Origin of the sequence: Streptomyces sp. NBC_00525 (genome assembly GCF_036346595.1) — a bacterium.
In the GTDB taxonomy this organism is placed as follows: domain Bacteria; phylum Actinomycetota; class Actinomycetes; order Streptomycetales; family Streptomycetaceae; genus Streptomyces.
Genome location: NZ_CP107834.1, coordinates 5,424,916 through 5,449,051, shown reverse-complemented (window position 1 = coordinate 5,449,051; position 24,136 = coordinate 5,424,916). Strand labels below are relative to the sequence as shown.

16 protein-coding genes and 3 CRISPR repeat arrays are annotated in these 24,136 nt (G+C 69.3%); of the genes, 7 read left to right on the top strand and 9 right to left on the bottom strand.

Annotation, left to right across the window (positions count from 1 at the left end; genetic code table 11):
• Positions 1-790 precede the first annotated feature (790 nt).
• The 5 genes from OG710_RS24270 to OG710_RS24250 all read left to right on the top strand — a co-directional run bounded on the left by OG710_RS24270 (position 791) and on the right by OG710_RS24250 (position 5,684).
• Entirely contained in the window at positions 791-1,798 is a 1,008-nt protein-coding gene (locus OG710_RS24270; RefSeq protein ID WP_330241190.1) for an ABC transporter ATP-binding protein, read from the top strand.
• Complete coding sequence (locus OG710_RS24265; RefSeq protein ID WP_330241189.1) at positions 1,795-2,586, top strand: ABC transporter permease; 792 nt, start codon at positions 1,795-1,797, stop codon at positions 2,584-2,586. The genes OG710_RS24270 and OG710_RS24265 overlap by 4 nt, the downstream gene beginning before the upstream one ends.
• A 13-nt stretch (positions 2,587-2,599) precedes the next feature.
• A complete protein-coding gene (locus tag OG710_RS24260; RefSeq protein ID WP_330241188.1) occupies positions 2,600-3,397 on the top strand; it encodes an ABC transporter permease in 798 nt (265 codons plus the stop codon).
• Positions 3,398-3,484: 87 nt separating this feature from the next.
• Positions 3,485-4,468: a helix-turn-helix domain-containing protein gene (locus tag OG710_RS24255; RefSeq protein WP_330241187.1), complete on the top strand. Its 984-nt coding sequence runs from the start codon at positions 3,485-3,487 to the stop codon at positions 4,466-4,468.
• Positions 4,469-4,544: 76 nt separating this feature from the next.
• Entirely contained in the window at positions 4,545-5,684 is a 1,140-nt protein-coding gene (locus tag OG710_RS24250; protein ID WP_330241186.1) for a hypothetical protein, read from the top strand.
• Between the two features lie 182 nt (positions 5,685-5,866).
• On the opposite strand, the gene OG710_RS24245 is transcribed toward OG710_RS24250, so the two are convergent.
• From OG710_RS24245 to cas3, 9 genes are all read right to left on the bottom strand, one after another.
• Positions 5,867-6,361, bottom strand: a complete 495-nt coding sequence (locus OG710_RS24245) for a hypothetical protein (protein ID WP_330241185.1) — start codon at positions 6,359-6,361, stop codon at positions 5,867-5,869.
• Between the two features lie 80 nt (positions 6,362-6,441).
• A complete protein-coding gene (gene cas2e, locus OG710_RS24240) occupies positions 6,442-6,768 on the bottom strand; it encodes a type I-E CRISPR-associated endoribonuclease Cas2e (RefSeq protein ID WP_330241184.1) in 327 nt (108 codons plus the stop codon).
• A complete protein-coding gene (cas1e, locus tag OG710_RS24235) occupies positions 6,765-7,793 on the bottom strand; it encodes a type I-E CRISPR-associated endonuclease Cas1e (protein ID WP_330241183.1) in 1,029 nt (342 codons plus the stop codon). Before cas1e ends, cas2e begins: the two co-directional genes overlap by 4 nt.
• Positions 7,786-8,583, bottom strand: coding sequence for a type I-E CRISPR-associated protein Cas6/Cse3/CasE (cas6e, locus tag OG710_RS24230; protein ID WP_330241182.1), 798 nt, complete (start codon positions 8,581-8,583; stop codon positions 7,786-7,788). Before cas6e ends, cas1e begins: the two co-directional genes overlap by 8 nt.
• Before the next feature lie 4 nt (positions 8,584-8,587).
• Entirely contained in the window at positions 8,588-9,388 is an 801-nt protein-coding gene (cas5e, locus tag OG710_RS24225; RefSeq protein ID WP_330241181.1) for a type I-E CRISPR-associated protein Cas5/CasD, read from the bottom strand.
• On the bottom strand, positions 9,385-10,593 hold the full coding sequence (gene cas7e / locus OG710_RS24220) for a type I-E CRISPR-associated protein Cas7/Cse4/CasC (protein ID WP_330241180.1): 1,209 nt from the start codon (positions 10,591-10,593) through the stop codon (positions 9,385-9,387). Before cas7e ends, cas5e begins: the two co-directional genes overlap by 4 nt.
• 152 nt (positions 10,594-10,745) lie before the next feature.
• Complete coding sequence (gene casB / locus OG710_RS24215) at positions 10,746-11,909, bottom strand: type I-E CRISPR-associated protein Cse2/CasB (protein WP_330241179.1); 1,164 nt, start codon at positions 11,907-11,909, stop codon at positions 10,746-10,748.
• Positions 11,906-13,594 (bottom strand): type I-E CRISPR-associated protein Cse1/CasA, encoded by a 1,689-nt coding sequence (gene casA / locus OG710_RS24210; RefSeq protein WP_330241178.1) that lies wholly within the window; start codon positions 13,592-13,594, stop codon positions 11,906-11,908. The genes casB and casA overlap by 4 nt, the downstream gene beginning before the upstream one ends.
• Before the next feature lie 338 nt (positions 13,595-13,932).
• Complete coding sequence (cas3, locus tag OG710_RS24205) at positions 13,933-16,881, bottom strand: CRISPR-associated helicase Cas3' (RefSeq protein WP_330241177.1); 2,949 nt, start codon at positions 16,879-16,881, stop codon at positions 13,933-13,935.
• A gap of 136 nt (positions 16,882-17,017) precedes the next feature.
• Positions 17,018-19,362: direct repeats of the CRISPR family, unit length 28 nt; unit sequence GTCGTCCCCGCACCCGCGGGGGTAGTTC.
• 92 nt (positions 19,363-19,454) lie between these two features.
• Positions 19,455-19,910: a CRISPR direct-repeat array (repeat unit 28 nt; unit sequence GTCGTCCCCGCACCCGCGGGGGTAGTTC).
• Positions 19,911-20,004: 94 nt separating this feature from the next.
• Positions 20,005-20,338: direct repeats of the CRISPR family, unit length 28 nt.
• A gap of 641 nt (positions 20,339-20,979) precedes the next feature.
• Between cas3 and OG710_RS24200 the strand changes: the two genes are divergently transcribed.
• Both OG710_RS24200 and OG710_RS24195 read left to right on the top strand, forming a co-directional pair.
• Entirely contained in the window at positions 20,980-21,504 is a 525-nt protein-coding gene (locus OG710_RS24200; protein ID WP_330241176.1) for a hypothetical protein, read from the top strand.
• Positions 21,505-21,924: 420 nt separating this feature from the next.
• A complete protein-coding gene (locus OG710_RS24195; RefSeq protein ID WP_330241175.1) occupies positions 21,925-24,087 on the top strand; it encodes a hypothetical protein in 2,163 nt (720 codons plus the stop codon).
• Positions 24,088-24,136: the final 49 nt, after the last annotated feature.

Below are 24,136 nucleotides of genomic sequence, written 5' to 3'. Positions count from 1 at the left end.
TTCTCACCTCGGGAAGCGGTGGCTAACCTCCAGAGAATCACCTGGCCGAGACAGCGGGTCAGGGAGCCGGCCGGCCGCGCCCCTTCCCCGGCCGCGCTTTCCCCCCTCGGGCACCCGAGGAGACAACGACGCTGACCAGCAGTGAACGCACACGTCCGAAGAAGCCGCCGATGCCTGCGAGGTTCTTACATGTATGCCGCCTGGTCCCGGCACATGCACGTTGGCAGAGGGCCTCGGACGAGCCTGCCGGCCGGGACGGTCTGCGACATCCTGTGGGCCATCGCCCGCGCGGAGGACCGGCTCGAGCACATCAGAGTCCAGCTGGGGCCCGGTTATCTCGATCTGGTTCTCCTGCACAGCACGAAGACACCGGACGAGGCGCTGAGGGCAGCACAGCGGTTGTGTGCGCGCGCATACGCCACCGCGCCCTGTTTGTCCGACTGGGAATCGCGAAGCATGCAAATTCTGGACATCATGGACCCGCGAGATGCACCGCCCCACTGAATGCTTCACCGACTCCCCCGAAGCGGAACCCCTCCTGTCAATTGCCGGACATAACAGCATGGCCATTTAACGCAGTCGTCTTTCTTAAAGAAGACTGCGATATCAGGAGCGAATCCGGGTTGCGGCGACCGGAAACCCGCAGCTACCATCTCGGCTAGCCGCTGCACCAGTCACCGAACATCACTTCACGAAGCCCCATGGAGTAAAAATCCGTAGGGCCGTGACCCACGGTACGTGGGTAGTGCCTTCGGATTCCCGATCGCGCCAGGAGAGACGAGGAGCTCACGTGCCACTCATCGAGGTCCAGGATCTCGTGAAAGAGTTTCAGCGGCCACGCCAAAAGAATGGCAGATTTTCCGCCTTTAGAACGCTCGTGTCACGAGAATACGATGTGGTGCGCGCCGTCGACGGCATCAGTTTCAGCGTCGACGCCGGTGAGGTCGTGGGCTACATCGGGCCTAACGGCGCGGGCAAGAGCACAACCATCAAACTCCTGACGGGAGTTCTCGAGCCGACCTCCGGCAGCGTCCACGTCGCCGGCTCCGCTCCTTCCCGCAACCGGCGCGAGAACGCCCAGCGGATCGGAGCGGTCTTCGGACAACGCAGTCAACTGTGGTGGGATCTGCCCCTCGTGGAGTCGATGAAGCTCCTGGCGGCGCTCTATGACGTCGACCCGAAGGCCTACCGCAGCCAACTGGCCTACCTCGACCAGGTACTGGGACTCGACGAAATCCTGCCCACCCCTGTCCGCCAGCTCAGCCTAGGCCAGCGCATGCGGGGCGATCTTGCCGCCGCCTTCCTCCACCAACCCTCCGTCCTCTACCTGGACGAACCCACCATCGGTCTCGACGTGCACGCCAAGGACCGCGTCTGCGGGTTCATCGAGCAGGTCAGCCAGGAACGCCGCGCCACCATCGTTCTGACCACGCACGACCTCGCCGACATCGAGCGTCTCTGCGACCGAGTGATCCTCATCGACCGCGGCACCGTCGCCTTCGACGGCCCCGTCAAGGAGCTCAAGGCCGGCTATGCCTCCGAGCGCGTCCTCAAAGTGCGCTACGAAGCTGGAGGATCCGCTGAGTTGACAGTAGGTCAGAGCCTCGCCTCGGGGACGGTCGTCTCCGCCGGGCCGGGGGAAGTGTCTCTGAGGCTCCCGGCCGCCGCGTCGGCCGTGCCGACCGCACTGTCGGAGATCGGAACGCTCGGACACATCGTCGATCTGTCCATCGAGGAGACCAGCCTAGAGGAAGTGATCAAACAGGTGTACCCCGCGAGGAGGGCGGCGGCCCGATGATCTCCCGCGGTGCCTACCGGCCCATCATCGCCTGCAGGGTCAGAGAAGCGCTGGTCTTCCGTGCGAACTCGATCATGCTGGGCGCGGGCGCGCTCATACAGATCTTCCTGGTCAACGCCGTCTGGACCGCCGCGCACCGGTCGGGAACGTTCGAGCAGCCGCTGGAACCGCTCCTGATCTACGTGACGCTGGCCGGCCTCCATGCCTGGCTGCTGTCCGGTTCCGTTTTGCCCTACGTACAACGGCAGGTCAACCGGGGCGCCCACATCTTCGAGATACTCCGGCCCTCCGGCTACCTCTCTCAGATAGCAGCTCACCAGCTCGGGCTCATCGCGGGAGCACTGCTCTTCATCGTCCCGGCGCTTCCGATCGCCCTGCTCGTCGGTTCCCTGAGCCTGCCGCACACGGTCGTGTCGGGTCTGTTGTACGTCGTCAGTCTGACGCTGGGGCTGGGGATCCATATCCTTCTCTGTGTCCTCGTGGGTCTGAGCGCCTTCTGGACGCTGCAGATCGACGGGCTCACTCTCCTCTACCGCATCATCAGCCAGTTCTTCGCCGGCACGTTCGCACCGCTCTCCCTCTTCCCCGGCTGGCTTGCCGAGATAGCCGATCTGCTCCCGTTCCAGGCGACGACATATGTGCCGATCACCGTGTACCTCGGTGAGGTCAGCGGAGCGGACGCCCTGTGGGCAGTCGCCCACCAACTGCTCTGGCTGGCAGCACTGACGCTGGCCGCCATCGCCGTCTGGCGCAGGGCTCGGCGGAGGGTGGTGGTCCAAGGTGGTTAGCCGAAGCCGCTTCATGCGTACGGCACGAACGGCCTGGATACTCGAACGTGCCGCCATCCGCGCGCAGATGCAGTACAAGGCCAATTTTATTTCGATGACGCTGCTGGGCATCATCTACCAGGCCAGCGCCTTCTCCTTCGTCGCCATCGTCATGTACAACTCCGGCGTGATCGGCGGATGGGTGTTCGAGGAGATCTGCTTTCTCTATGGGTTGCGGCTCCTCGCTCACTCACTCTCCATCCTGCCGCTCAGCCATTTGTGGACACTTGACTCCATGGTCCGGGAGGCGGAGTTCGATCGCTATCTTCTGCGGCCGATGAGTCCCTTCCTCCAGTTCCTGACGAGCAAATTCCAGATGAGTGCAGCAGGAGACCTGCTGGTTGCCTCGATCATCCTCGGATACGCATTTCCGCAGGTCGACATCGACTTCAGTCCGGGCACTGCCGCCTTTCTGATGGCAGGCGTCGCAGGCGGCGCCCTGATCGAGGCATCCATACAGGTGGCCGTCGCATCGCTCGTGTTCCGGACCCTCAACACCATGTCGTTCAGAATTTTTGTCGACACGATTTTCAACCTTACCGGAAACTACCCCTTAACGATCTTCTCCGGTTTCGTCCAGTCCTTCCTCATAGCCATTCCCATATCTTTCGTGGCTTACTTTCCCGCGGTGGTCGTCCTGGGGAAGGAGGGGGAGCTGAACGTACCGCTCTGGGTGGCTTTTCTCACCCTCCCCATAGGCCTCCTTCTTTCCCTCTGCGCCGCCATGACATGGAAATCACAGATGCGCCACTATCAGAGTGCAGGTCACTAAACAGAGGTCTGGTGGAACGTCGCCGCGATTCAACGGGGATCCGCCACATACCGTGAATGCCTTTACTCTTACCAATGGAGTGGTCAGATGCTGACTAATTTGGGCCTCACCCCTGTGTGCGAGCGGGTCTATCACGCGATGGTCCAGGCACCGCACTTAGGCGTGTCGGAACTTGCGAAGAACCTTGATCTGACGGAGTCAGACGTGCGGCCCGCATTAGACGCCCTGATAGATCTCACCTTGCTGCGGGTATCGCGGGAGGAGCCCGCACGACTCCGACCCGTGGATCCTGAAATCGGACTCGAGATCCTGATCTCCCACCAGGAAGAGGAACTCGCGCGAAGAAAACGGGAGATTGCGATCATGCGAGCCCGCAGCGCTTTGCTGGCAATAGCCCAGCAGCAGGGCGAGCCCGCATCACTGCCAAGTCAGAACGAGCACGTCTCCGGGCCGGGCGCGCTCCGCGACCGGCTCCGGGAGCTGGTGACGGATCGGACAACGGAGGTGGACATCTCGCTCCCGAGCGGCGTCACCTCCCAGCTCGCTCCGGGCTTCGCAGTCCTGCTGGAGGACGTCGTCGGTCTTGGGCGAGCGAGGTTGCGTGCGCTGCTCCCGGGTACGGCGGCCCAGCACCCCGTGTCCGGCCTCATCCGGGGCATGACGGAAAGGGGCGTGGCTCTGCGCGCCACGCCCAATCTTCCGCCGTCCATGCTTCTCATCGACGGAATTGTCGCAGTACTCCCGCGGAACCCGACCGCGGAATCCAGTGACGCGACCATCGTTAGGGATACCAGCGTCGTCAGCCCTCTCGTCACCACGTTCGAGCAGATGTGGCTCACGGCGACGGCACTCGGCGAGCTGGGACGACCGGACGGAGGTGCCGACCTGGCCTTCAACGAACGGGTTCTGCTCCGGCTGCTCGCTTCGGGGATCACCGACGAGTCCGTCGCACAACAGCTCGGCGTCTCCCGGAGAACCGTCCAGCGGAAGATCAGCGACCTGATACAGCGCCTCGGCGCGAACGGCCGGTTCGACGCCGGCCTCAAAGCCGGACGCTGCGGCTGGATTTGACCCGGACCCGACACCTGACAATCGCCCGCATCACGGCCCCCCGGGTTCACCCCTCCGCGAAGAAGAAAGGCCCACCGTGCTCCAACACCAGGACATCGCCCTCTCTGCCGCCGTCATGGCTCATCCACGGCGGCGCAAGGCCGCCTACGCACTGCGCGACGCGCACCCGGACCTGGGGTTGCGCGTGATCCTCGACCCAGACCCGGAAGGGCCACCGGCCACCATCCGCACAGCACGGCGGGCGTGGGGAGCTGTAGAGGAGGGGGCCACTCACCATCTGGTGGTCCAGGACGACGTCGAGTTGTGCGACGGGTTCACCGCTGCCGTGACACAGGCGATCGCCTCCAAGCCGACCAGCCCCCTCGTGCTCTTTACCAGTTGGGGCTCCCGCACGGCGCAGGTCGTACGGCTGGCCGCACTCACCGGTGAGTCCTGGGCTCCGGTCGTCGACCGCTTCGTACCTCCGGTCGCTCTCGTCCTGCCGGCCTCGGAGGCGCGGGACTTCGCCCGCTATGCGGAGACCCTCGATCTCACCGTCACCGATGGAAAGGCGCTGACGACCTTTCTCATGGCACGGGGCGCGGATGCCTACGTGTCAGTGCCCAATCTGGTGGAACACGACTCTGAAGACAGCCTGTTGGGCCATCACATCATGATGGGCACACGCCGCTCAGCCTTGTTCTCGGCAGGCGCCGACGCCACCCGTCCGATGAATGGTTCGGTCGCGTCGGCCAGCACCGTGCCCCACCTCGACGGTCTCTCCGGCCAGACGGTGATCTACCCTTGCTCCACGACTTCGTCCGAAGCCGTACCGCCGCCTGCCCACAACGTCTTGGGGCAGGCGGGGATGACCGGACCGGAAATTACCGACCTGTTCCTTTCCGACCTGCGGCGCAGTCCGTCGGCCGGTCCTTCCGACAGCGGTTTCGGCCATCCCTTCCTGTTTCAGCTGTGGTTGGCCATGTTCGCCGTGGGAGCGCAGTTGCCCTCAGCTCTGGGCGATTCCAGCCCTGGCGCCCTGGAGACCGCCCTGGAGCACCCCTTGAGCAGCCTCGGGCTCTCCACCTTCCCCTCCGGAGTGCTGTGCCGGATCCTTCCCGACCAACTGCTGGCGAAGAGCGCGGAGCAGTTGCTCCCGCTGTGCGTGGGCGGAGTCCGTTCGGGTTTCGCCGCAGCCTCCACGTGGCCTCGGTTGAACGAGCTCCTGGGACGCTAGCTTCCCGGCCCGAGGGCTCGGGGCTCAGTCGCCGTACGAACCCGCTCTCCTCCCGCAGGCCCTCCACCCGCACCTACGGGGCTTCACGGCGGTGCCCGGTGTCCGCCGATCCCAGGGTTCCTTTCCCTACTTCGTCCGACAGCGCGTCAGCGACCGGCGGCATCCAATTGTCAGATGTGGACCTACACGCCCAGTTCGTCACACAGGTCGACGTAGTTTTCAAGGAAATCAGGGTTGCGGCGGAACTCGCCGAGGCCGATCACGTCGAACTCATCCAGGGAATCTGTCGCCCTGACACCGAGTGCCGCAAGCGCCTGGTTGATCGATGCCCCAGCAGGCGTCAACCGCTCTTCGCCGCGGAACGCTGCGGCCCACTGGCCACCGAGGCCCCCGAAATAATCTGTCTGGATGATCGCGAACTGCGGCCTGCCCGTGCCGGTCACCTCGCAGACGAGGTCACGCAACACCGCCTCTGTCGGGAACGTATCGCTCAGGCCGTCAGGAAGATCAAGCCTGGCGCTGTTACCGCGTACCGCGGCCCAGTATGCGGAGAAAAAGTGATCAATCGGGAACACGCTCACGCCCTCGCGTACGAAGGCGGCGCGCAGCCCCACTGTGCGGGCCTGATCGACGTCGACCCCTCCGGCCACGATGAGGGCGCAGATGTTGTGGGACATGTGCGCATCCTATTCAGCGAACCGGTTCCGCTGGTCGGAATCCGAGGGGCGCGGTGCGACGGGTGTGCCGGTCGGCGGGGTTACTTCGTCTCGGCGGTCGGACGCCAGGGCCGGCCGCCCTGGCGGGGGCGCGCGATCAGGGTGAGGCCGTCGAAGTCCACGGGGGACCACCGGTCGCGGCCGGCCGTGCGGGCGGTCCAGCCCTGTTCGTTCGTCGCGGGTTCGATCATGACGGCCTGGCCGTCGTGGATGCGGTCGGCGACAACGTTCCACAGCCGGTCGCGGATGCGGGGGTTCGGGTTGCCGACGTAGACGCCTGCGGCGACTTCGGTGAACCACCGGGTGAGGTGCCCGCGCAGACCGGCCGGGGCAGCGACGAGGACGACCACGGTCGTACCGGCGCTCACGACGCCGCCTCCTCGTCGCCGGAGCCGTGTCTTTCGTCCGGTTCCGGTTCCGGCTCCGGTTCCGGTTCCGGTTCCGGTTCCGGAATGATGTCGAGGTGGTCGGCGGCGCTCCAGTTCCGGCCGCTGCTGACGACGGTGTCACCGTCGTCCCACAGGGCTCCGAGATCCTCGTCGGAGAGTTCGGTTCCTTCGCGTACGAGCAGCCGTTTGATGTCGGTGACGATGCGGGGCAGCAGTTTGCCCTTGACGACGGCGTCGCGGAACGCGGTGCGCGCGTCGCGTTCCGAGGTCAGGCCCTGGGCGGCGAGGTCGAAGGCCAGCGGGATGGTGTATTCCGCCTTGTAGAGATCGGCGATGTCCATGACGAAGGAGAGCGCGTTGCCGGTGTGGACGAACCCGAGGGCGGGGCTGGCGCCGAGCCCCGTGATCGCGGCGTGGCTGATGCCGTAGAGGGCGGAGTTCGCCGCGGACAGGAGCCGGTTGACGTCGTCGCCGGCCGCGAAGGCGTCACCCGGCTTGTAGTCGCGCTTGACCCACGGTACGCCGGTGCGCGCCGAGTGCTCGGCGTAGAGACGGCGGACGCGGGTGCCTTCCCGGCCCCGGAGCTGCTGGAGGGTCAGGCCAGTGGTGTCCTCGCCGGTGAAGCGCATCTCGTACATGCGGCGGGCCACGGCGACGCGTTCCTTGGGGCGGGTGACCAGCCATGCCTGGCGGAGCTGGAGCTGGGAGCCGCGCGCCGTGCCGGTACCGGCGGCATAGAGGCGTACGCCGTGTTCGCCGACCCAGCACACGGCGGTGCCGGAGTCGGCGAGCAGGGTGACGGCGGGGTGCGTGATGCGGCTGCCGGGGCCCACCAGGAGGACTGCGAGCCAGGCCGCCGGGACGTGGACGGTACGCGCCTTGTTGACCAGGACGATGGCGTTGTCGTCGCGGTCGATGTGACAGCGTTCGGCGTAGAGGCTGCTGATGCGGTCCTCCAGCCGGTGGATGTCCTGGGGCCCGGTCCGCCACCACGGTTCAGCCATGGGTCACCTCCTCGGTGGTGCGGAGCGGGGCCAGGGTGAGGAGTCCCTGGCCGTAGCCCTTGGCGGGGCCGATGCCGCCGAGCAGGCAGGCCCGCAGGGCGTCGGGGTCGGTGACGCGCAGCCGTCCTTCGAAGGTGGCCGTGGACAGGGTGACGCGCGGCCCGTCCTTCCGCTTGCTGAAGCGCAGGATGTCCCGGCCGACGACGGCGACCGCCGGCCCCGGCGACGGTTCCCGGTCGTCGGCGGCGGGCTCGCGCAAACCGGGGGCGGGCGGCGTCGCGGTGGCGTCGGGGATGGTGAAACCGTGGCGCTCGCACCGCTGGAGGAGCCATCCGATCTGCTGGGCCACGGTGCGGTGGGCGAGGCGGAAGCCACGCGGCCGGCCGCCCTTGTCGGCACCTTCCTTGAGACGGGCGGCCTGTTGTTCGCTGGGCCGGGCGGGTGCGAGGACGTTGTGTACGGGGTTGGCGGTGAGGCGGAAGCCGAATTCACGGCCGTGCGCCAAGCGGTCGAGCAGGGGCGTGTAGTCGGCGATGAGCGGATCGCCCCCGTCGGCTCCGGGCCAGCCGGCGTCCTCGACGAGCTGCGCCCAGGAGGGCCGGCTCTCGGTGAGGACGAGGACTTCCGCCTGATGGGGGCGGTTGTTCTCCAGTCGCCACAGGACGCGTTCCGTGACGGGCTGGACGGCCAGCCCGTTCAGTACGGCGGCGTGCAGCCGGTGCGGGTTGGCGAGCAGGGAGACGGCGGCCCGGCGGCGCGGGTTGAGGGTGATCTTCGACAGGTATGGCATGCGGTCACCAGCCCAGGAGGGCGAACGGGTCGTGGCCGGACTGGCCGGTGGGACCGGTGTCCTGCGCGGACTGCGGCGGCTCGGCGTGTCCGGTGGGCACGGTGACCCACAGATGGCGCACGGCGCGGCGGCCGAAGGTGGTTCCGGTCTTGAGGTCGTAGGTGTCGGGGACGTCCACGGCGAGGTGGTCGCCCGCCGGGTCCTCCACGGTGGCCTCCAGGGACACGGTGGCGTCCCGGACCTGGCGGCGGCGGTGCTCGCCCGCCTTCCACGGCACCTCTTTCAGCGCCTCCTCCAGCCCGGTGTCGGGGCGCAGGCCGAGGCTGACGGGGCCGGTGGGCGGGCAGGAGCGGCGGCCGAGGGAGAGCGGGTGGACGGGATGCCGGACGGCCTTCTCCAGTCCCGCCACGAGGGGCTTCGGGCCGCGGAGGGCCACGACGAAGACGGCGTCCTGAAGGTAGAAACGCTGGGTGACGCCCGTGTACTTGGCGGGTGTGGTCCGGGTCTGCTGCCCCTTTGCGTTGGTCTTGGCCGACAGCAGCGGCACCCCCCGGTAGTCGCTGTACGTGTGGTAGTCGCGGAGCAGGGAGCCGGGCTGATCGACCCGGACGCCGAGCCGCAGTCCGACCAGGTCGGCGATGGACGCCGCGCGGTCGCGGCCTTCGGCGGCGGCCAGGAGGCCGAGGACCCCGGACTTGGTGGGCTGGGGACGCGTTTCGCGCCGGTTGTAGCGGGAGGGGCCGCCCCAGGACTGCAAGGGGGCGGCGAGCCGGAGCAGCAGGACCGCGTAGTCGGTGCCGGTCATCGGGCACCGGCCTCCGCGCCGTCGCCGGCCACAGCCGCCTCTCCGCCGTCGCCGGCCACAGCCGCCTCTCCGCCGTCGAGCCAGTCGCCGACCAGGGCGCCCAGGGCGTCGAGGAGGGCGGGGAAGGACAGGGAGGGGCCGAACGCGTCGGTGACCTTGTCCTTTTCGGCGGTGTAGGTGGCCAGCGTACGCAGCGGCTTGTTGCCCCAGGTCTCGCCGACCTTCTTGAGCTCTTCGGCGAGCTGGACAGCGGATTGTTCGGCGAGGCCGGTGGTGCCGGTGACGGGCTCCTCGTAGGCGGAGACCAGGTTGACCGGCTGGTCGGTGCGGACGGTCAGCAGGACCAGGTGGGGCAGGGTGCGGTGGGCGAAGGAGTTCTGGTGTCCGGTGGGCATGGAGCGTGCGAACGCCTCGACGAAGCGGACCGCCGTGTCGCGGGTCTCGGCGGCGTCGGAGAGGTTGTCGCGCAACTGGTGCACGCCCAGGACCGCGTACCGGTACAGGGTGGAGGAGTTGAACTCGACGGTGCCGATCATCTCGGCCCCGTGGTCCTCGGCTTTCTCGTCGTCCACCGCGGTGAAGTAGTCGAACTCGGTACGCACGGCGTGGGTGGACAGGGCGTGCGCGACCTGCACGGAGGCGTCCACGTTCAGCGCGGGCAGGTCGGCGACCATGCGGCCGAAGAGCGCGACCTCCGCCGGGTGCCCGGTGGACAGCGTCTGGACGACGGGGAGCTTCTTCACCTCCGCCTTCAGCTCGTCGGCGGGCAGGGCGGCCAGTTCGGCGGCACGGCCGTCGAGTGCGGCCACCAGGTCATCGAGCTGCTTCTTGCCGAAGAACAGCAGGTACGCCGACTGATCGTCCTTCTTCGCCGACTTGGCGATCCCGAGCGGTTCGAGAAGCGCGGTGGCCAGACGGTCGGCCTGCTCCGCGGCGAGGCCGGCTCCGCCCTTGTCGGCGGACCGGGCGAGCCGCTCGGTGAGCAGGGTGGCGATGCGCTTGGTGCGAGTGGCCCGGTCGGCCTCGGGCACCTGCCGGGCGTACTCGGTACGGGTGGCCCGCTTCCACGCCTGCGAGGAGACGCGGGCGCGCCGGGCGCCTCCGAAGACGGCCTGCTTGGGGGTACCGCTGTCGTCCCGGTTGACGTTGGACGGCGGGAGGCTCTGCAGGATGTGGACCTCGACGAACAGGTGCGGCTGGTTCATGGCGCGGCTCCTTGAAGACGTGGGGCGCGCCGCCCGTGGCGGCACGCGGGTGTGAGAGTCGAAGCGGTGGGGCGTACGCGGGGTTCCTTCGGGACGACGTCCCGCGTACGCGCCGGGGCGGCCGGGCGGGCGGCCGTCTCCGGTCGGTGAATTCAGGGCTTGTTCGCGGTATGGAAGTCGCGCTCCCAGCGCTGCCGGTAGGACGCGGCTGCGTCCGGACGACGCGGGTCGTCCCAGGAACGCAGGGCCTTGCGGATCAGGTCGTAGTCGAGGCCGATGCCGGCTTGGTTCAGCAGCGGTACGAGTGATCGCATATGCATGACGAGTTCGTCGAAGTCGTTGGAGGTGAGCAGGACGCCGAAGCGCCGTTCCAGTGCGGTGGTGGCGCCCGTGCCCTTGCCCTCCGCCGCCTGCCTGGCAAGGAAGCCGACAGCGGTGCCCGGACTGTAACCCTTGATGTGCATCCGGTGCTCTTGGGCCTGCTGGTGACGGGCGAAGAGGGTGAGCGCCGCGTGTTCGGCCTTCAGATCCCGCGTAAGAGCTCCCCTGTCACGCCATTCGGGCTCCATATGGATGCGGTGGAAGGTCCACATGGCGGGCACCGTGCCCGCCTCACGCCCGATGCCCGAGCGCAGCGCGGCCAGGTCGGCGGCGGCGTCCCGGCTCTTGGGGTCGTATGTCACCCAGTACGGTGCGGACGCGCTGTCGGCGTCGGAGCGCGGCCCGCCCTCGTCACCGGATGGTGGGGCGGGAGTGCCGGGGTCGGTGCACTGGAAGCCCCAGGCCCGCAGCGTACGGTCCCGCTTCGGTCCGTCCCACTGTTGCAGCTCGAAGAACAGCCGCGTGTAGTCCAGGCCGATACTCGCCTGCCGCAGCAGGGGCACGAGGCGCTGGAGGTGCTGCGCCAGTTCGTGCACGTCCTGGGCGGAGGCGGCCGCGAGCAGTCGCCGCTCCCGAGCGGGCCGGGCCTGCGGTTCCATGCGCCACAGCCGCAGAAACGCGGTGCCAAGCCCGACGCCGCGCCGGTGCACGGGCTCGGACGAGGCGTGCTGGTGCAGACCGAACAGGGTCAACGCGTAGTGCTCGGCGACGTACGAGTGCGGGAGGCTGTCCAGGTCCTCGTCCCGGAGGAAGACGCGGTGGACGGATCGCATCGACGCGACGGAGCCCGGCTCCCGGCCCACGCCTTCACGCACGGCCCTGAGCTTGCGCACGACGTACTCGGAGAATTCCGAAGGCTGTCCCGCCCGCTGCTTCGCTTCCCAATCCTCGGCAGCCTCCTCCCAGAAGAACGGCCGTGTCCGGGTGGACGTCATGCCGCGGCCTCCTCTGCCTCGGTGCCGTGTACGGCCGCGACCCGTCCCAGAATCGCGCCGAGTTTCGCCCGGAAGTGGCCAACGGCCTTGCCGCTGCGGTACACGAACTCCTTGTCACCGATCCTGACCGTGCGGCCCACGACGGCGCGCGGCGGGACGGCCGCGAGGAGCAGGCCGGCTTCCCTGTCCGCGGCGATCCGCAGGGATTGCTCCCAGGCCAGCTGGGCTCGTTCGAGGAGATCGCCGTCGTCCCCCACGGTCCGCAGGCCGACGAGGAGGCGCCGCATGGTCCGGTCGAGGGAGTGGAGGAACGCGGCGGACGGCCTGCTGCCCTTGTCCCTGGGCAGCGGGTCACCGCCTGCGGCGCGCCGCAGATCGTTGTTGAGACCGTCGAGGGCCCGAGCGACCTGGTCCGCCTGGTCGACGCACTCCAGCAGGGCCGCGCGCAGCCACTTGTCCTGGGCGAGGAGCGCGTTGACGGGCAGGGGCACGTCGTCGCCGATCGCGTTCTCCACCACGGCGGACTGCGTGCCGTACTCCAGACCCGATGTCTCCGCACCGAGCGGGTATCCCTGGGGCAGCACCCGATCGGCCTGGAGGTCCCCGATCTGCCGCAGCAGCGATGAGGTGTAGGGGCCGTCGCTCTGCTCGGGCAGGGTCATCGCCAGGAGGGTGCTCAGCCCCTGCCACGCCGCCCGGCCCGAGGTGTGCCGGCGGGGCCGCTGGTGCGGCTGATCCTTCTTCGGCTTGGCCGTGTGCTGCCACGCGGTGTGCGGCTCGTCCTGGGGCGTCCGTGTCAGCCGGTCACCGGCGGACACGATGGCCCGGTTCACCCGTACCCCCGACTCCGTCTCGCAGGTGAACAGGCGCACCCTGCGCGACTGGAAGGTCAGCAGGTCCAACAACCCGCTCGCCGGGCGCTGGGACCAGGCCGGGGTTGCCGGTGACGTGCAGCCAATGCTTGCCGGGCGCTCGTCCCAGGCCCACTGCGGCCGGTCGTCGGCCTTGAGGCCGTCCGGCACGATCGGGGTGTTCAGCAGCAGCGTGTCGTACAGCGTCGCTCCGGTGGGAACGACGACACCGAACTGGCCGAGCGGCCCGGTGGGGTTTCCGGTCGTCTTGCCCTTGCTCGCCTGCGGGTCGCCCTCGGCGCCGGTCTTGATCGACGCCGTGTCCCAGCAGTGGACGTGGAGCAGCCACAGCGCGGCTTCGCCCGGTGTCAGCAGCAGGTCGTCCGACTCGCTCAGCGCGCTGAACAGGGGCACGTTGTTCCCGGACGCCACCGAAGGCACCAACTGCGCGGCGGACTTCGTCTCCCCGTTCAGCGCGGTCAGCCCTGCCACCTGCGCGAAGGGGCGCTCGGCATCGAACAGCCGGAACCGGTCGCCGTACCGCTCGGGGCCCAGGTACGCGCCGAGGCGGGCGCGTTCCTCCTCGGAGAACCGTCCCCGGCGGAACCGCTCACCCCATTCCTGCCGGCTCCTCGGCATCCCCAGCGCATCGAACACGACCGGCAGCAGCAACTGGCGTAACACCACCGGCGTCATGGTGTGCACCGGAAGTTCCAGGCGCCGAATCCGATGCGATTCGAACAGCAGGTCCAGCACACCGGACTGTCGCGTGGAGCCGTCCACATCGACCGCGGTCAGCATCGCGCCGTGGACCAGGTCTCCATTGACGTCCATGGCGATTCTCCCCTCCATGAGGTGCCCCGGCGTCCCCCCGGACGCGAGGCCGGCAGTCGACTGCGGCCCTCCCATGGCCCACACCCCTCTGCCGTTCATCAGATTTGCAGCCAACTCTTGGTGCTTCAAGGCGGCACATTTGTTCCCATGGCGACGTGCTCTTCGTCGGCTGTCGGCTGCGGCTGCGGCTGCGGCTGCGGCGAACCTCAGTAGACTCCGCGTGGGAGTGAGGAGCGCTCATGCCTCCCCGTGCTGCCGGGGGTGTTCCGTCTTGTTGCTTCATACGGTCCTGGTCCCTGCAGAGGCAGGGTCGACGGATGCGCGGGAACGCTCCACACTCACCCCCACTCGATGAGCAGGCCCAGCACGTCGTCGTACGAGACCTTGTGCGTGCCCAGGACCGCCGTGCCGTCCTCCTCCAGGACCAGCGCCGGCCGGTACTTGAGCCAGGGGCGGTTCACCCACGCCGGCAGCGGGCGCAGTTCGGCCTGAGCGGCTTCGGTGAGCCCGGCCGGGAGGCGGATGATCCCGCCCATCAACCGGTCGGTCACCTCGTCGTCGTCCACCTCGCCGTGGATACCGAGCCAGGTGCCGTCGTACGCCCGGTAGCCACCGGGAACGCGATGGACGATCACCGCCTCGACGGTCGGTCTGCCGTCCCGGACGACGGCGTCGAGCTGCTCCTGGGTGGCGACCCGGCTGTCCGCGTAGTGAAGGCCCTCAAGCGTGGGGAAGGCCCATTCCCGCTGACGACACAGAAGGAACTCCCCAGCCTCGTCCTCCCGCTGCCGCTCCTTCGCCTGCCACTGGTCCAGGGCTTCGGTCTCGTGCCAGTCGGCCGGGCAGACGCCGTCGCCGCCGTAGGCTCGGGCCACCAGCTCCGGCACGTCGGCCGGGATGCTCCACCCGTTCCCCCGCGTACGCGCACTCCGCGCATCCGGGGCGGCCGAGAGCGAGCCGGCGGCCTCCTCCACGAGCGCTGCCGCCCGCAGCAGGGACCACCTGCCGTAAATCTCCTCCGAAGCCTTGAGGAAGCGCGGGACTCCGTCCTGTCCCGCCGCCGCGCCCGTGACCAGGACCCTGGGCACGCGGTGGGTGTCGGGACGGCGGGTGCCGCTGTGGCGGTGCAGTCGGCCGATGCGTTGCAGGAGCAGGTCGGTGGGGGCCAGGTCGGTGATCAGCACGTCCGCGTCCACGTCGAAGGACTGCTCCGCGAGTTGTGTGGCGATCACCACCATGCGCTCCGGCCGATCCGAACCTGCCTTCGGCCCCATCAGACGCAGGCACTCCGCCGTCCGGTCGGCGCGGTGGGCAGCGCACATGCGCGCGTGCAGCAAGTGCAACTCGCCGTCGAACCCGGCCTCGCGCAGGCCGTCGTGGATCGCCTGGGCGCGGTCGACCTGGTTGACCACCACCAGGACCACCCCACCGTCCGCGACGGACTCACGTACCGCCCGCACCACCTGCGCACCGGAGACATCGGTGTCGGGCAGCCAGGCGAGCTCCACGGGCATCGATGCGCGCCAGGACGGCACGGCCTCGCGGGATGTCTCGGCGACGGCTCGGCCCTCCACGCCGTAGGCGACCGTGACGCACGGGTACCCGGCGGGTTCCGGAACCGGCTGGTGCACGTCCGCCGTACCCAGGGCTCCGGACAGGTAGGCGTCCACGAAGAGCTGCCGCTGCGCGGGCGGCAGCGTCGCCGAGAGCAGCACGACCGGAACCCCCGCCTGCCCCAGCCAGCGCAGCGCCTCCACGAGGAACTGCCGCATGTAGACGTCCGCCGCGTGGACCTCGTCGACGATCACGACCTTGCCTGCGAGCCCGGCGAACCGCAGCATGACATGGCGGGTGCGGGTCGCGGCGTGCAGCAGGTGGTCCACGGTGCCGACGCCGAACGCGGTGAGCAGCCCTCGCTTGTTGTCGAGGAACCAGTGGGCGGGGCCGTCCGCCTCGGAGGAGTGAACGTCTCCGGCCGACTCCGGTACGGCCGGGGCCATGCCGAAGTCGGCGTCTTCGCCAATGCCTCCGAAGTCGTCGTACGCGTCCAGGGCTCCGAAGTCGGCTCCCTCGCCCGCGCATTCACACTCGTCGGTGTCCGGGCGGGTCTTCCCCTCCCAGATCGCCCGCCACCAGGCGTTGAAGCGCCGGCGTCCGTGCAGGAGCGCGACCTGCGACTCGAGCTCCGGGTCGAAGGTACGCACCCACTGCAGGACCTGCTCGTACATCGGGTCGCTCGTGGCCTGGGTGGGCATCGCGACGAACACGCCATCGAGCCCGAAGCGCGCCGCCAGGACCTCGGCGGCCGCGAGGGCGCCCTTTGTCTTCCCCTCCCCCATGGGCGCCTCCGCGACCATGAGACCCGGCACCGGCATCGACCACGCCCGCTCCACCAGTTCCCGCTGCGAGGCGCGTGGCACCACCCCCAGCCGGTCGGTCAGCGGTGCCAGCCGGGTGCCCGGCAGCGGGAGGCCCTGCCAGCCGCCGCGCAGGCGCAGTTCGTCCCACCACGACTCCATGCGGCGCTGGGCTTCGTCCAGCGAGACCTGGCCGGCGTCTGCCAGCCCTCGGCCCGTACGGCCACCGCTCGCGATCCAGTCCGCCATGACGATCAGGCCCGACAGCGCGAGTTGCTCCGCCTTCCGCAGGGCACCCACGGGGCGCGCGTCCGCCAGGTCCTCGAACCCGATGGCACGGGTGAACACGTCGACCACCGCGCGCTGCGCCTCGGCCCACTCGGGCCCTTCTCCCTCTGCCCCTCGGTACGGCGGCTCGATGCTCTTGACGGACGGAAACGCACCGTGGTGCCCCGCCACCAGGGGCCACACCCACGCGGCGGCTTCCTCGCTCCCCCATTCGGCAACCAGCCGAGGCTTGAGCAGGGCGGCCCCGGCAACATCGTGACGCCACCGCTTCCCCCGATTGGCCGGCTGCCGCCCCCACGTCAGCCCCGCCGCCTGCACGGGGGCGGCCTCGATCGGGTCCATGGCCTGAAACGCCGGGCACGCCTTGCCGCAGTCGTGAATGCCGCACACCCACATGAACCACAGGCGGCCCCGGCCCCCGCTGATCTCATCCAGCCTGCGCCGAAAGGCCGGCGAGAGGTACCGGTCCCACATGAGCCCGGCCACTGCGGCGGTGTCCAGCAGATGCCCGATCAGCAGGTGCGTACGTCCGCCGTTCCTGGCCGCGGACTTCCCCCAAAACCGCGAAACCCGCTCCACGACGTCGGGCGCCAGCCCCATGTCCCTCATGAGCTGCACCACGGAACACCGAGGATCTGCCACGGAATCCACCTCTTCCCTCACGCCCTGGCACACTAGGCGGTGCCACTGACAACGCCCCTGAGCGAGCCGAAGCAGATCCGAAATGCAGGTAAAGGAAAACCACCGCACTCGCTAGCATCACCGCAGGTCACGAAGTGTCGTCCCCGCACCCGCGGGGGTAGTTCCCCGCTGTTCTGGTTCGGCGTCGTCGCGGCCGTGTCGTCCCCGCACCCGCGGGGGTAGTTCGTCACGGCGGGGAAGAAGCTGCGTGGCGAGCGTGTCGTCCCCGCACCCGCGGGGGTAGTTCCGGTGCCATCTCCGGGTACGACGCCGTGGCCAGGTCGTCCCCGCACCCGCGGGGGTAGTTCGAGGTCCACTCCCACGGCCGGGAAGGTGCGGGCGTCGTCCCCGCACCCGCGGGGGTAGTTCCTCCTGGCAGTGCTGGGGATGCCAGGACGGCTCGTCGTCCCCGCACCCGCGGGGGTAGTTCCACCCCGTCCGGCACGGGGCTTGAGAACCCGTAGTCGTCCCCGCACCCGCGGGGGTAGTTCGGCCTCACCGAAGACCTCCGGGAAAGAGCCGGCGTCGTCCCCGCACCCGCGGGGGTAGTTCGTGATGGATGCGTTGCTCGGATTCCCTGGGGAGGTCGTCCCCGCACCCGCGGGGGTAGTTCGAAGACGGGCCGGTGCCGGGGGTGCGGGGTGCGGTCGTCCCCGCACCCGCGGGGGTAGTTCGGTCGCGCCCTGGAGGCGGTCGCGGTCGCACGGGTCGTCCCCGCACCCGCGGGGGTAGTTCCGGCGTCCGGGCCGAGCGATACGAGCACCAGGTGTCGTCCCCGCACCCGCGGGGGTAGTTCGACGGTGGCCCACAGGGCGGCGAGCGCGGCGAGGTCGTCCCCGCACCCGCGGGGGTAGTTCCCGCCGTATCGATCCAGAACATTTTGCCGGCGTGTCGTCGCCGCACCCGCGGGGGTAGTTCCTACGGCATTCCGTACCCGGAGTGCGACCCGCCGTCGTCCCCGCACCCGCGGGGGTAGTTCGCGCGGGGCGGCGCCGTGCTCGGGGCGACGGCCGTCGTCCCCGCACCCGCGGGGGTAGTTCTCGACGTGCGAGAGGCGGTCCGGGTGGCTGTTGGTCGTCCCCGCACCCGCGGGGGTAGTTCCCGGTGCGGCTGTTTCTCCCCGAGGGACCTCACGTCGTCCCCGCACCCGCGGGGGTAGTTCCGACTCGGGGGTGTGGACGACGCGTGGAGGCGAGTCGTCCCCGCACCCGCAGGGGTAGTTCCCGGCACCCGGCCCGCCACCGTCGAGGACCTCGGTCGTCCCCGCACCCGCGGGGGTAGTTCGCCCTCCCTCACCGCCGTACGCACAAGCGGGTCGTCGTCCCCGCACCCGCGGGGGTAGTTCCGCGCAGGACGACTACGACGTCGAGGTCGCGGCGTCGTCCCCGCACCCGCGGGGGTAGTTCCGCCCCGGTCGCCACCTGGTACAAGGACGCGGTGTCGTCCCCGCACCCGCGGGGGTAGTTCCATCCGATGCCGCCGCCGGTGAGCGGGGGCTGAGTCGTCCCCGCACCCGCGGGGGTAGTTCGGTTCCGCCGGCGCCCGCGTTCCCCGGCCGCCGGTCGTCCCCGCACCCGCGGGGGTAGTTCAGGCCAAGGGATCTCCCCTGAGTCCAGTAGGTTGTCGTCCCCGCACCCGCGGGGGTAGTTCCGGCGGTTTCGCTGCCGGCGCCGATCATGAGGAGTCGTCCCCGCACCCGCGGGGGTAGTTCTGCTGATCCTCAACTACCAGGGCGGGACCGGCGGTCGTCCCCGCACCCGCGGGGGTAGTTCCCGGCTGTAGTGGAGCTGCGCGGCCACGGTGATGTCGTCCCCGCACCCGCGGGGGTAGTTCCAGGGCCGGGCAGCTGGGCGGCAGGAGCTTGCGGTCGTCCCCGCACCCGCGGGGGTAGTTCTCGGCTCCCCGTCACCTCTGGGTGATCATGAGCGTCGTCCCCGCACCCGCGGGGGTAGTTCCCGCTCGTTGAAGTAGCGGATGTCCTGGCCGTCGTCGTCCCCGCACCCGCGGGGGTATTCCATCTCGGTTGCCTTCCGCCTTGCCCATGACTAGTCGTCCCCGCACCCGCGGGGGTAGTTCCCCGCCGCTTCCGTCGCCTTTCTGAGTGATGGCGTCGTCCCCGCACCCGCGGGGGTAGTTCCAGGTAGCGGAAGTACGCCCGGCGCGTCGGCCGGTCGTCCCCGCACCCGCGGGGGTAGTTCCCCCCGGCCGCCGACGCCAGCCTTCTCCAGCTCGTCGTCCCCGCACCTGCGGGGGTAGTTCCCTTGCGCATGCACGACGACATGGCAAAGCCCCTTCGTCCCCGCACCTGCGGGGGTAGTTCCAGCGAGTCGCGTAATGCCGGCGCCGGTCGCGAGTCGTCCCCGCACCTGCGGGGGTAGTTCGTTCCGGCTCAACCGCCAGGACCCGGCCGTGACGTCGTCCCCGCACCTGCGGGGGTAGTTCCCTATGAGAGCGGTGCACCTGTGGGTGCCTTGAGTCGTCCCCGCACCTGCGGGGTAGTTCCTCCACCACGAGCTCTCCCTCGGGGACCGCGATGTCGTCCCCGCACCCGCGGGGGTAGTTCCGCGGCCATGTGCGACGCCGCGCTGTACCCGCCGTCGTCCCCGCACCCGCGGGGGTAGTTCCACGGGTCGCCCGAGCGCCTCAACGCCGACCGGGTCGTCCCCGCACCTGCGGGGGTAGTTCCCCGCGCAAGACGCACGCGCGGGCCGATGGCCAGTCGTCCCCGCATCTGCGGGGGTAGTTCGGGCGGGCAGCCGCGCGAGGAGCGCATCGTCCTGTCGTCCCCGTACCTGCGGGGGTAGTTCCCCGGTTCAGCAGGTGCGTGATGTCCACGGTCAGTCGTCCCCGCACCCGCGGGGGTAGTTCGCGCTCGCCGAGTGGGGCCGCGTCGTGCCCGACGTCGTCCCCGCACCTGCGGGGGTAGTTCGAGGCAGGCCCGCCATGGAGCGTACCCAGACCCGTCGTCCCCGCACCTGCGGGGGTAGTTCCCTGCCCAGCATCGCCTCGCAGATCCTCACCGCGTCGTCCCCGCACCTGCGGGGGGTAGTTCGCGGCGCCAGTTCTGCCACACCTCGTTGGAGTAGTCGTCCCCGCACCTGCGGGGGTAGTTCCACCACCGTGTGGTCGTGCCGGCTGAGCTGGGCGTCGTCCCCGCACCTGCGGGGGTAGTTCCGTCCCCACGCCGATGACGATCACGGGTCTCGGGTCGTCCCCGCACCTGCGGGGGTGGTTCCGACGGCAAGTACAGCGTGCACAGCACGAAGTAGTCGTCCCCGCACCTGCGGGGGTAGTTCCGCCCATGGCCACCGCCTCGCTCGGCCGGCTCAGTCGTCCCCGCACCTGCGAGGATAGTTCCAGGGTCTTGAGCTGGGGCGCGGTGACCTCTCCGTCGTCCCCGCACCTGCGGGGGTAGTTCGGCAGATCTGGCGGGCCTCGATGTCGGGCTCGTCGTCGTCCCCGCACCTGCGGGGTAGTTCGGTCCGGCTCATGACGGATCAGGAGGTCATCGCGCCGTCCCCGCACCTGCGGGGGTAGTTCCGCCTACCGCGACCCGTTCGGCCCTCCGACCTGGTCGTCCCCGCACCTGCGGGGGTAGTTCTCCGGTCAGCTCGGCGTCGATTTCGAGGTACTGGTCGTCCCCGCACATGCAGGGTTGTTACGCAGGCCGCCCCGTGGCCCCAGATCGTCCCGCTCGTCCTCCTCGTCGGCCCGGAGTCTCGGCGCCCCCGGCCACGCCCCCCCGCAGCCGCGCATCGGCCGTCCGCCGTGGGGGTGTCTGTCGTGGCCTCGGTAGCGTTCGCGCGGGGGCGGGTGGGATTTGGGGGTCTTGGAATTCGCCATTGGTGTCGATAGGCGTACTTCCGCCCGGGTCAGACTTGGCGACTCTCCGTTGTCGGGTCGCATCATGGGGTTATCGTGCGGGGACAGGCATACCGGTTGTCATGTGAAGGTAGTTGCACAAGACCTTCACCGTACGGTCACTTTCGGCCACATCGTGAGCACGGTGAGGCTCGGGGTGCAGACGGTGTGTGCGGGCCGTGCTTACTCTCCCGAGCCATGAGACTCACTCGCACGAGACGCCTCGGGCTCGCCGCAATCGTCGCCGTCGCCCTCTCGCTCTTCGGCATGGCGCCCTCCGCTAGCGCCGCCGACCCGGCCGCCGAACTGTCGTTCACGACCGACGCGGCCACCACCACGCCCGGCGGCGCGGTGAACCTGTCGATGACGATCAAGAACAACCAGACGTACGACATCTGGTTCGTCTACCAGACCATCGACCCCACCTGGCTGACCACCCAGCGCCCCGACCTCAAGTACAGCTTCACCGGGTGCAGCCTGGCGACGACCACGGGGGCCGTCCCGTGTTCCGGCGTCGGGCCGGCTGACCTCGGCGGCAACTACGGGACCACCATTCCGCCAGGTCAGAGCCGTACCGTCACCCTGACGCTGCAGGTCGCCGCCGACTCCGGCTGCAACGGCAACATAGGCTTCTACTCGTACTTCTACGCGGAGTTCAGCGACAGCACCAACATCAGCGGCGGCCCCGTCTACACGCCCGAGACCCGGGTGCTGTGCGCGTGATCGCACCCTCGCGCGTCCCGGGCGGAGCGCGCCCCCGCTGAGCGGGGATCTCATGAATGACGGCGGCCGGCCCCTGCTCCATACCGGCCGCCGTCGGCATGCCGACGGTCAGTTGACTTGATCCGGCTCCACCGTGATTCGGCATTCCGGTCTAGCCCATTGGCACTGCTCAACCGCGCTCCGAGGGGCCGAGCGCACCGCGGCCAACCAGGGCGACCGCCTTGTCGGATTGATCGAGACATATGCTTTTCCGTCAAGTTTCCCGTTAGTCACACAAGAGCTCCACGTGGGCCCTCATCATGTGACACGACGGATGCGTCAACGACCGCCGCCCTCAGAGAGGCGGCGGCACGGTCATGGGGTGGGACAGGCTCCGGATGGAGCCCGACCTCCCCTGCCCTGGGGAGGGATTTCCACCGCATGAAGCGGACCATTCGCACTACCGCGCTCCTGGTGAGCACGCTGTTGGCGACCATCGGGTTACCCGTTGCCACCGCGCAGGCGGACGATCCGGCACCGCGCATCGATCTGCGCGTGCTCGTCGTGAGCGACGGGGGGCCCTCCACCGACGCGATAGCCGCCGAACTGGAGGACGCCGGAACGCCGTACACCGAGGTCGATCTGAACGACTCCGGGCGAGCCGTGATCGACGCCGCCTTCCTCGCCGACACCGTCGACGGCCGGCCGCGAGCGAAGTACCAGGCCGTCGTCCTGCCCAACGACAACCCCTTCCCCACCGGCTCCGCCGAGATGGCGGCCCTCGTGGCCTACGAGCAGGCGTACTCGATCCCCCAGGTCGACGCCTACACGTACGCCCGTCCGCAGGTCGGGCTCAACGCGGCGGTCGGCACCGGCTACGCCGGCAGCGCCGACGGGATGCAGGCCGAGGTGACGCAGGCCGGCAAGGACGGGCCCTTCGGCTACCTGGAGGGCGCGGTCCCGTTCGAGGACAACTCCCCCACCGTGGGCGAGTCCTACGCCTACCTCTCCACGCCCGTGACGGGCGCCGACTTCACCCCCTACGTCCAGGCGACCATCCCGGGGAGGGCCACGAAGGGCTCCCTGGTCGGCGAGTACCGGCACGACGGACGGCAGGAACTCGTCGTCACCTTCGTCTACAACCGGTACCAGCAGCAGTTCCGGCTGCTGGCCAGGGGCATCGTGGAGTGGATGACCGGCGGCGTGCACCTCGGCGCCGACCGCAACTACTTCGCGGTCCACGTGGACGACGTGTTCGCCGCCGACGACCGGTGGGACACCGACCTCAACTGCACCCCCGGTGACGTGGACTGCCAGCCGGGCGAGGGCACCCCGGACCCGATCCGCATGGTCCCGGCCGACGTCGATCACGCCATCTCCTGGCAGAACAGCCACGACTTCACCTTCGACCTGGCCTACAACGCCTCCGGCAGCGCCGACCACCGCGAGGACAACGGCGGTCAGGACCTCCTCGCCGACAAGCTCATCACCGAAAAGAATTCGTTCCGCTGGATCAACCACACCTACACCCACGCCTTCCTCGGCTGTGTGCAGGACATCAGCGTGGTGCCGTGGAAGTGCGCGACGAACCCGAACGGCTCCACCCGGTGGGTCAGCCGGAACGACATCGTCGACGAGATCGCGACCAACGAGGCCTGGGGCGTGGCGGCCGGACTCCCGCTCGAAAAGAAGGAGTTGGTCACCGGAGAGCACTCCGGTCTGAAGGTGACCCCGCAGCAGCCGGTGGACAACCCCAACCTGCAGCTCGCCCTCGCCGACACCGGCATCCAGTGGCTGGGCTCGGACAACTCCCGTGACCCCGTGCAGCGCCAGGTCGGCCCCGCCACGACCATCTCCCGCTACCCGATGAACATCTTCTACAACACCGGGCGCGAGGCCGAGCAGGTCGACGAGTACAACTGGCTCTACACCAGCCGCGCCCAGGGCGGCAGCGGGATCTGCGAGGACAACCCCGCCACCACCACCTGCCTGGCCGCGCCGCTGAACGTCACCACCGGCTACACCGACTACATCGTCCCGCTGGAGACCCGGATCGCCCTGGGGCACGTGCTCTCCAACGATCCCAAGCCCCACTTCATCCACCAGGCGAACCTCGCCGAGGACCGCATCGCCTATCCGGTGCTCGACGGTGTGCTCGGCGGCTACGACGACCTGTTCACCGCCGACACCCCCGTGGTGAACCTCCGCATGAAGGACATCGGCGTCGAGATGCAGCGCCGCGCCGCCTGGCGGGCCGCCCTCGACGCGGGCCAGGTCACCGCCTACCGCATCGGCGACGACGTGACCGTGCAGGCGCCCGCGGGCGTGTCGATCACGGCCACCATGCCCGCCGGCACCGAGCACGACGGCACCGGCTTCGGGTCCGCCTACGCCGGCCGGGTCTCCGGCTGGGCCCCGGCCACCGCCCTGCCGTACACCCTGGACCTGCCCGCGAACGCGCCGGCCGCTGCGGCCGCACCGCAGCACGGCACACCCGCCGTGACCGGCACACCCGCCGTGACCGGTACGCCCACAAACCCCGCTCCCCGGACGAAGGTCCCCTCCGGCGTCGTGGCGCAGGTCCCCCACGACGCGGGGCGCTGACAGCGCGTACGCCCTCCCGTCCCGCCCTCCCGTCCCGGCCGCCCGTCCC

Bases quoted from the DNA above. Each gene is read 5' to 3' on its own strand.
- OG710_RS24265 (WP_330241189.1), top strand. From the start codon at position 1,795: ATGATCTCCCGCGGTGCCTACCGGCCCATCATCGCCTGCAGGGTCAGA.
- OG710_RS24260 (WP_330241188.1), top strand. From the start codon at position 2,600: ATGCGTACGGCACGAACGGCCTGGATACTCGAACGTGCCGCCATCCGC.
- OG710_RS24255 (WP_330241187.1), top strand. From the start codon at position 3,485: ATGCTGACTAATTTGGGCCTCACCCCTGTGTGCGAGCGGGTCTATCAC.
- OG710_RS24245 (WP_330241185.1), bottom strand. From the start codon at position 6,361: ATGTCCCACAACATCTGCGCCCTCATCGTGGCCGGAGGGGTCGACGTC.
- cas1e (WP_330241183.1), bottom strand. From the start codon at position 7,793: ATGGCTGAACCGTGGTGGCGGACCGGGCCCCAGGACATCCACCGGCTG.
- cas6e (WP_330241182.1), bottom strand. From the start codon at position 8,583: ATGCCATACCTGTCGAAGATCACCCTCAACCCGCGCCGCCGGGCCGCC.
- cas5e (WP_330241181.1), bottom strand. From the start codon at position 9,388: ATGACCGGCACCGACTACGCGGTCCTGCTGCTCCGGCTCGCCGCCCCC.
- cas7e (WP_330241180.1), bottom strand. From the start codon at position 10,593: ATGAACCAGCCGCACCTGTTCGTCGAGGTCCACATCCTGCAGAGCCTC.
- casB (WP_330241179.1), bottom strand. From the start codon at position 11,909: ATGACGTCCACCCGGACACGGCCGTTCTTCTGGGAGGAGGCTGCCGAG.
- casA (WP_330241178.1), bottom strand. From the start codon at position 13,594: ATGGACGTCAATGGAGACCTGGTCCACGGCGCGATGCTGACCGCGGTC.
- OG710_RS24200 (WP_330241176.1), top strand. From the start codon at position 20,980: ATGAGACTCACTCGCACGAGACGCCTCGGGCTCGCCGCAATCGTCGCC.
- OG710_RS24195 (WP_330241175.1), top strand. From the start codon at position 21,925: ATGAAGCGGACCATTCGCACTACCGCGCTCCTGGTGAGCACGCTGTTG.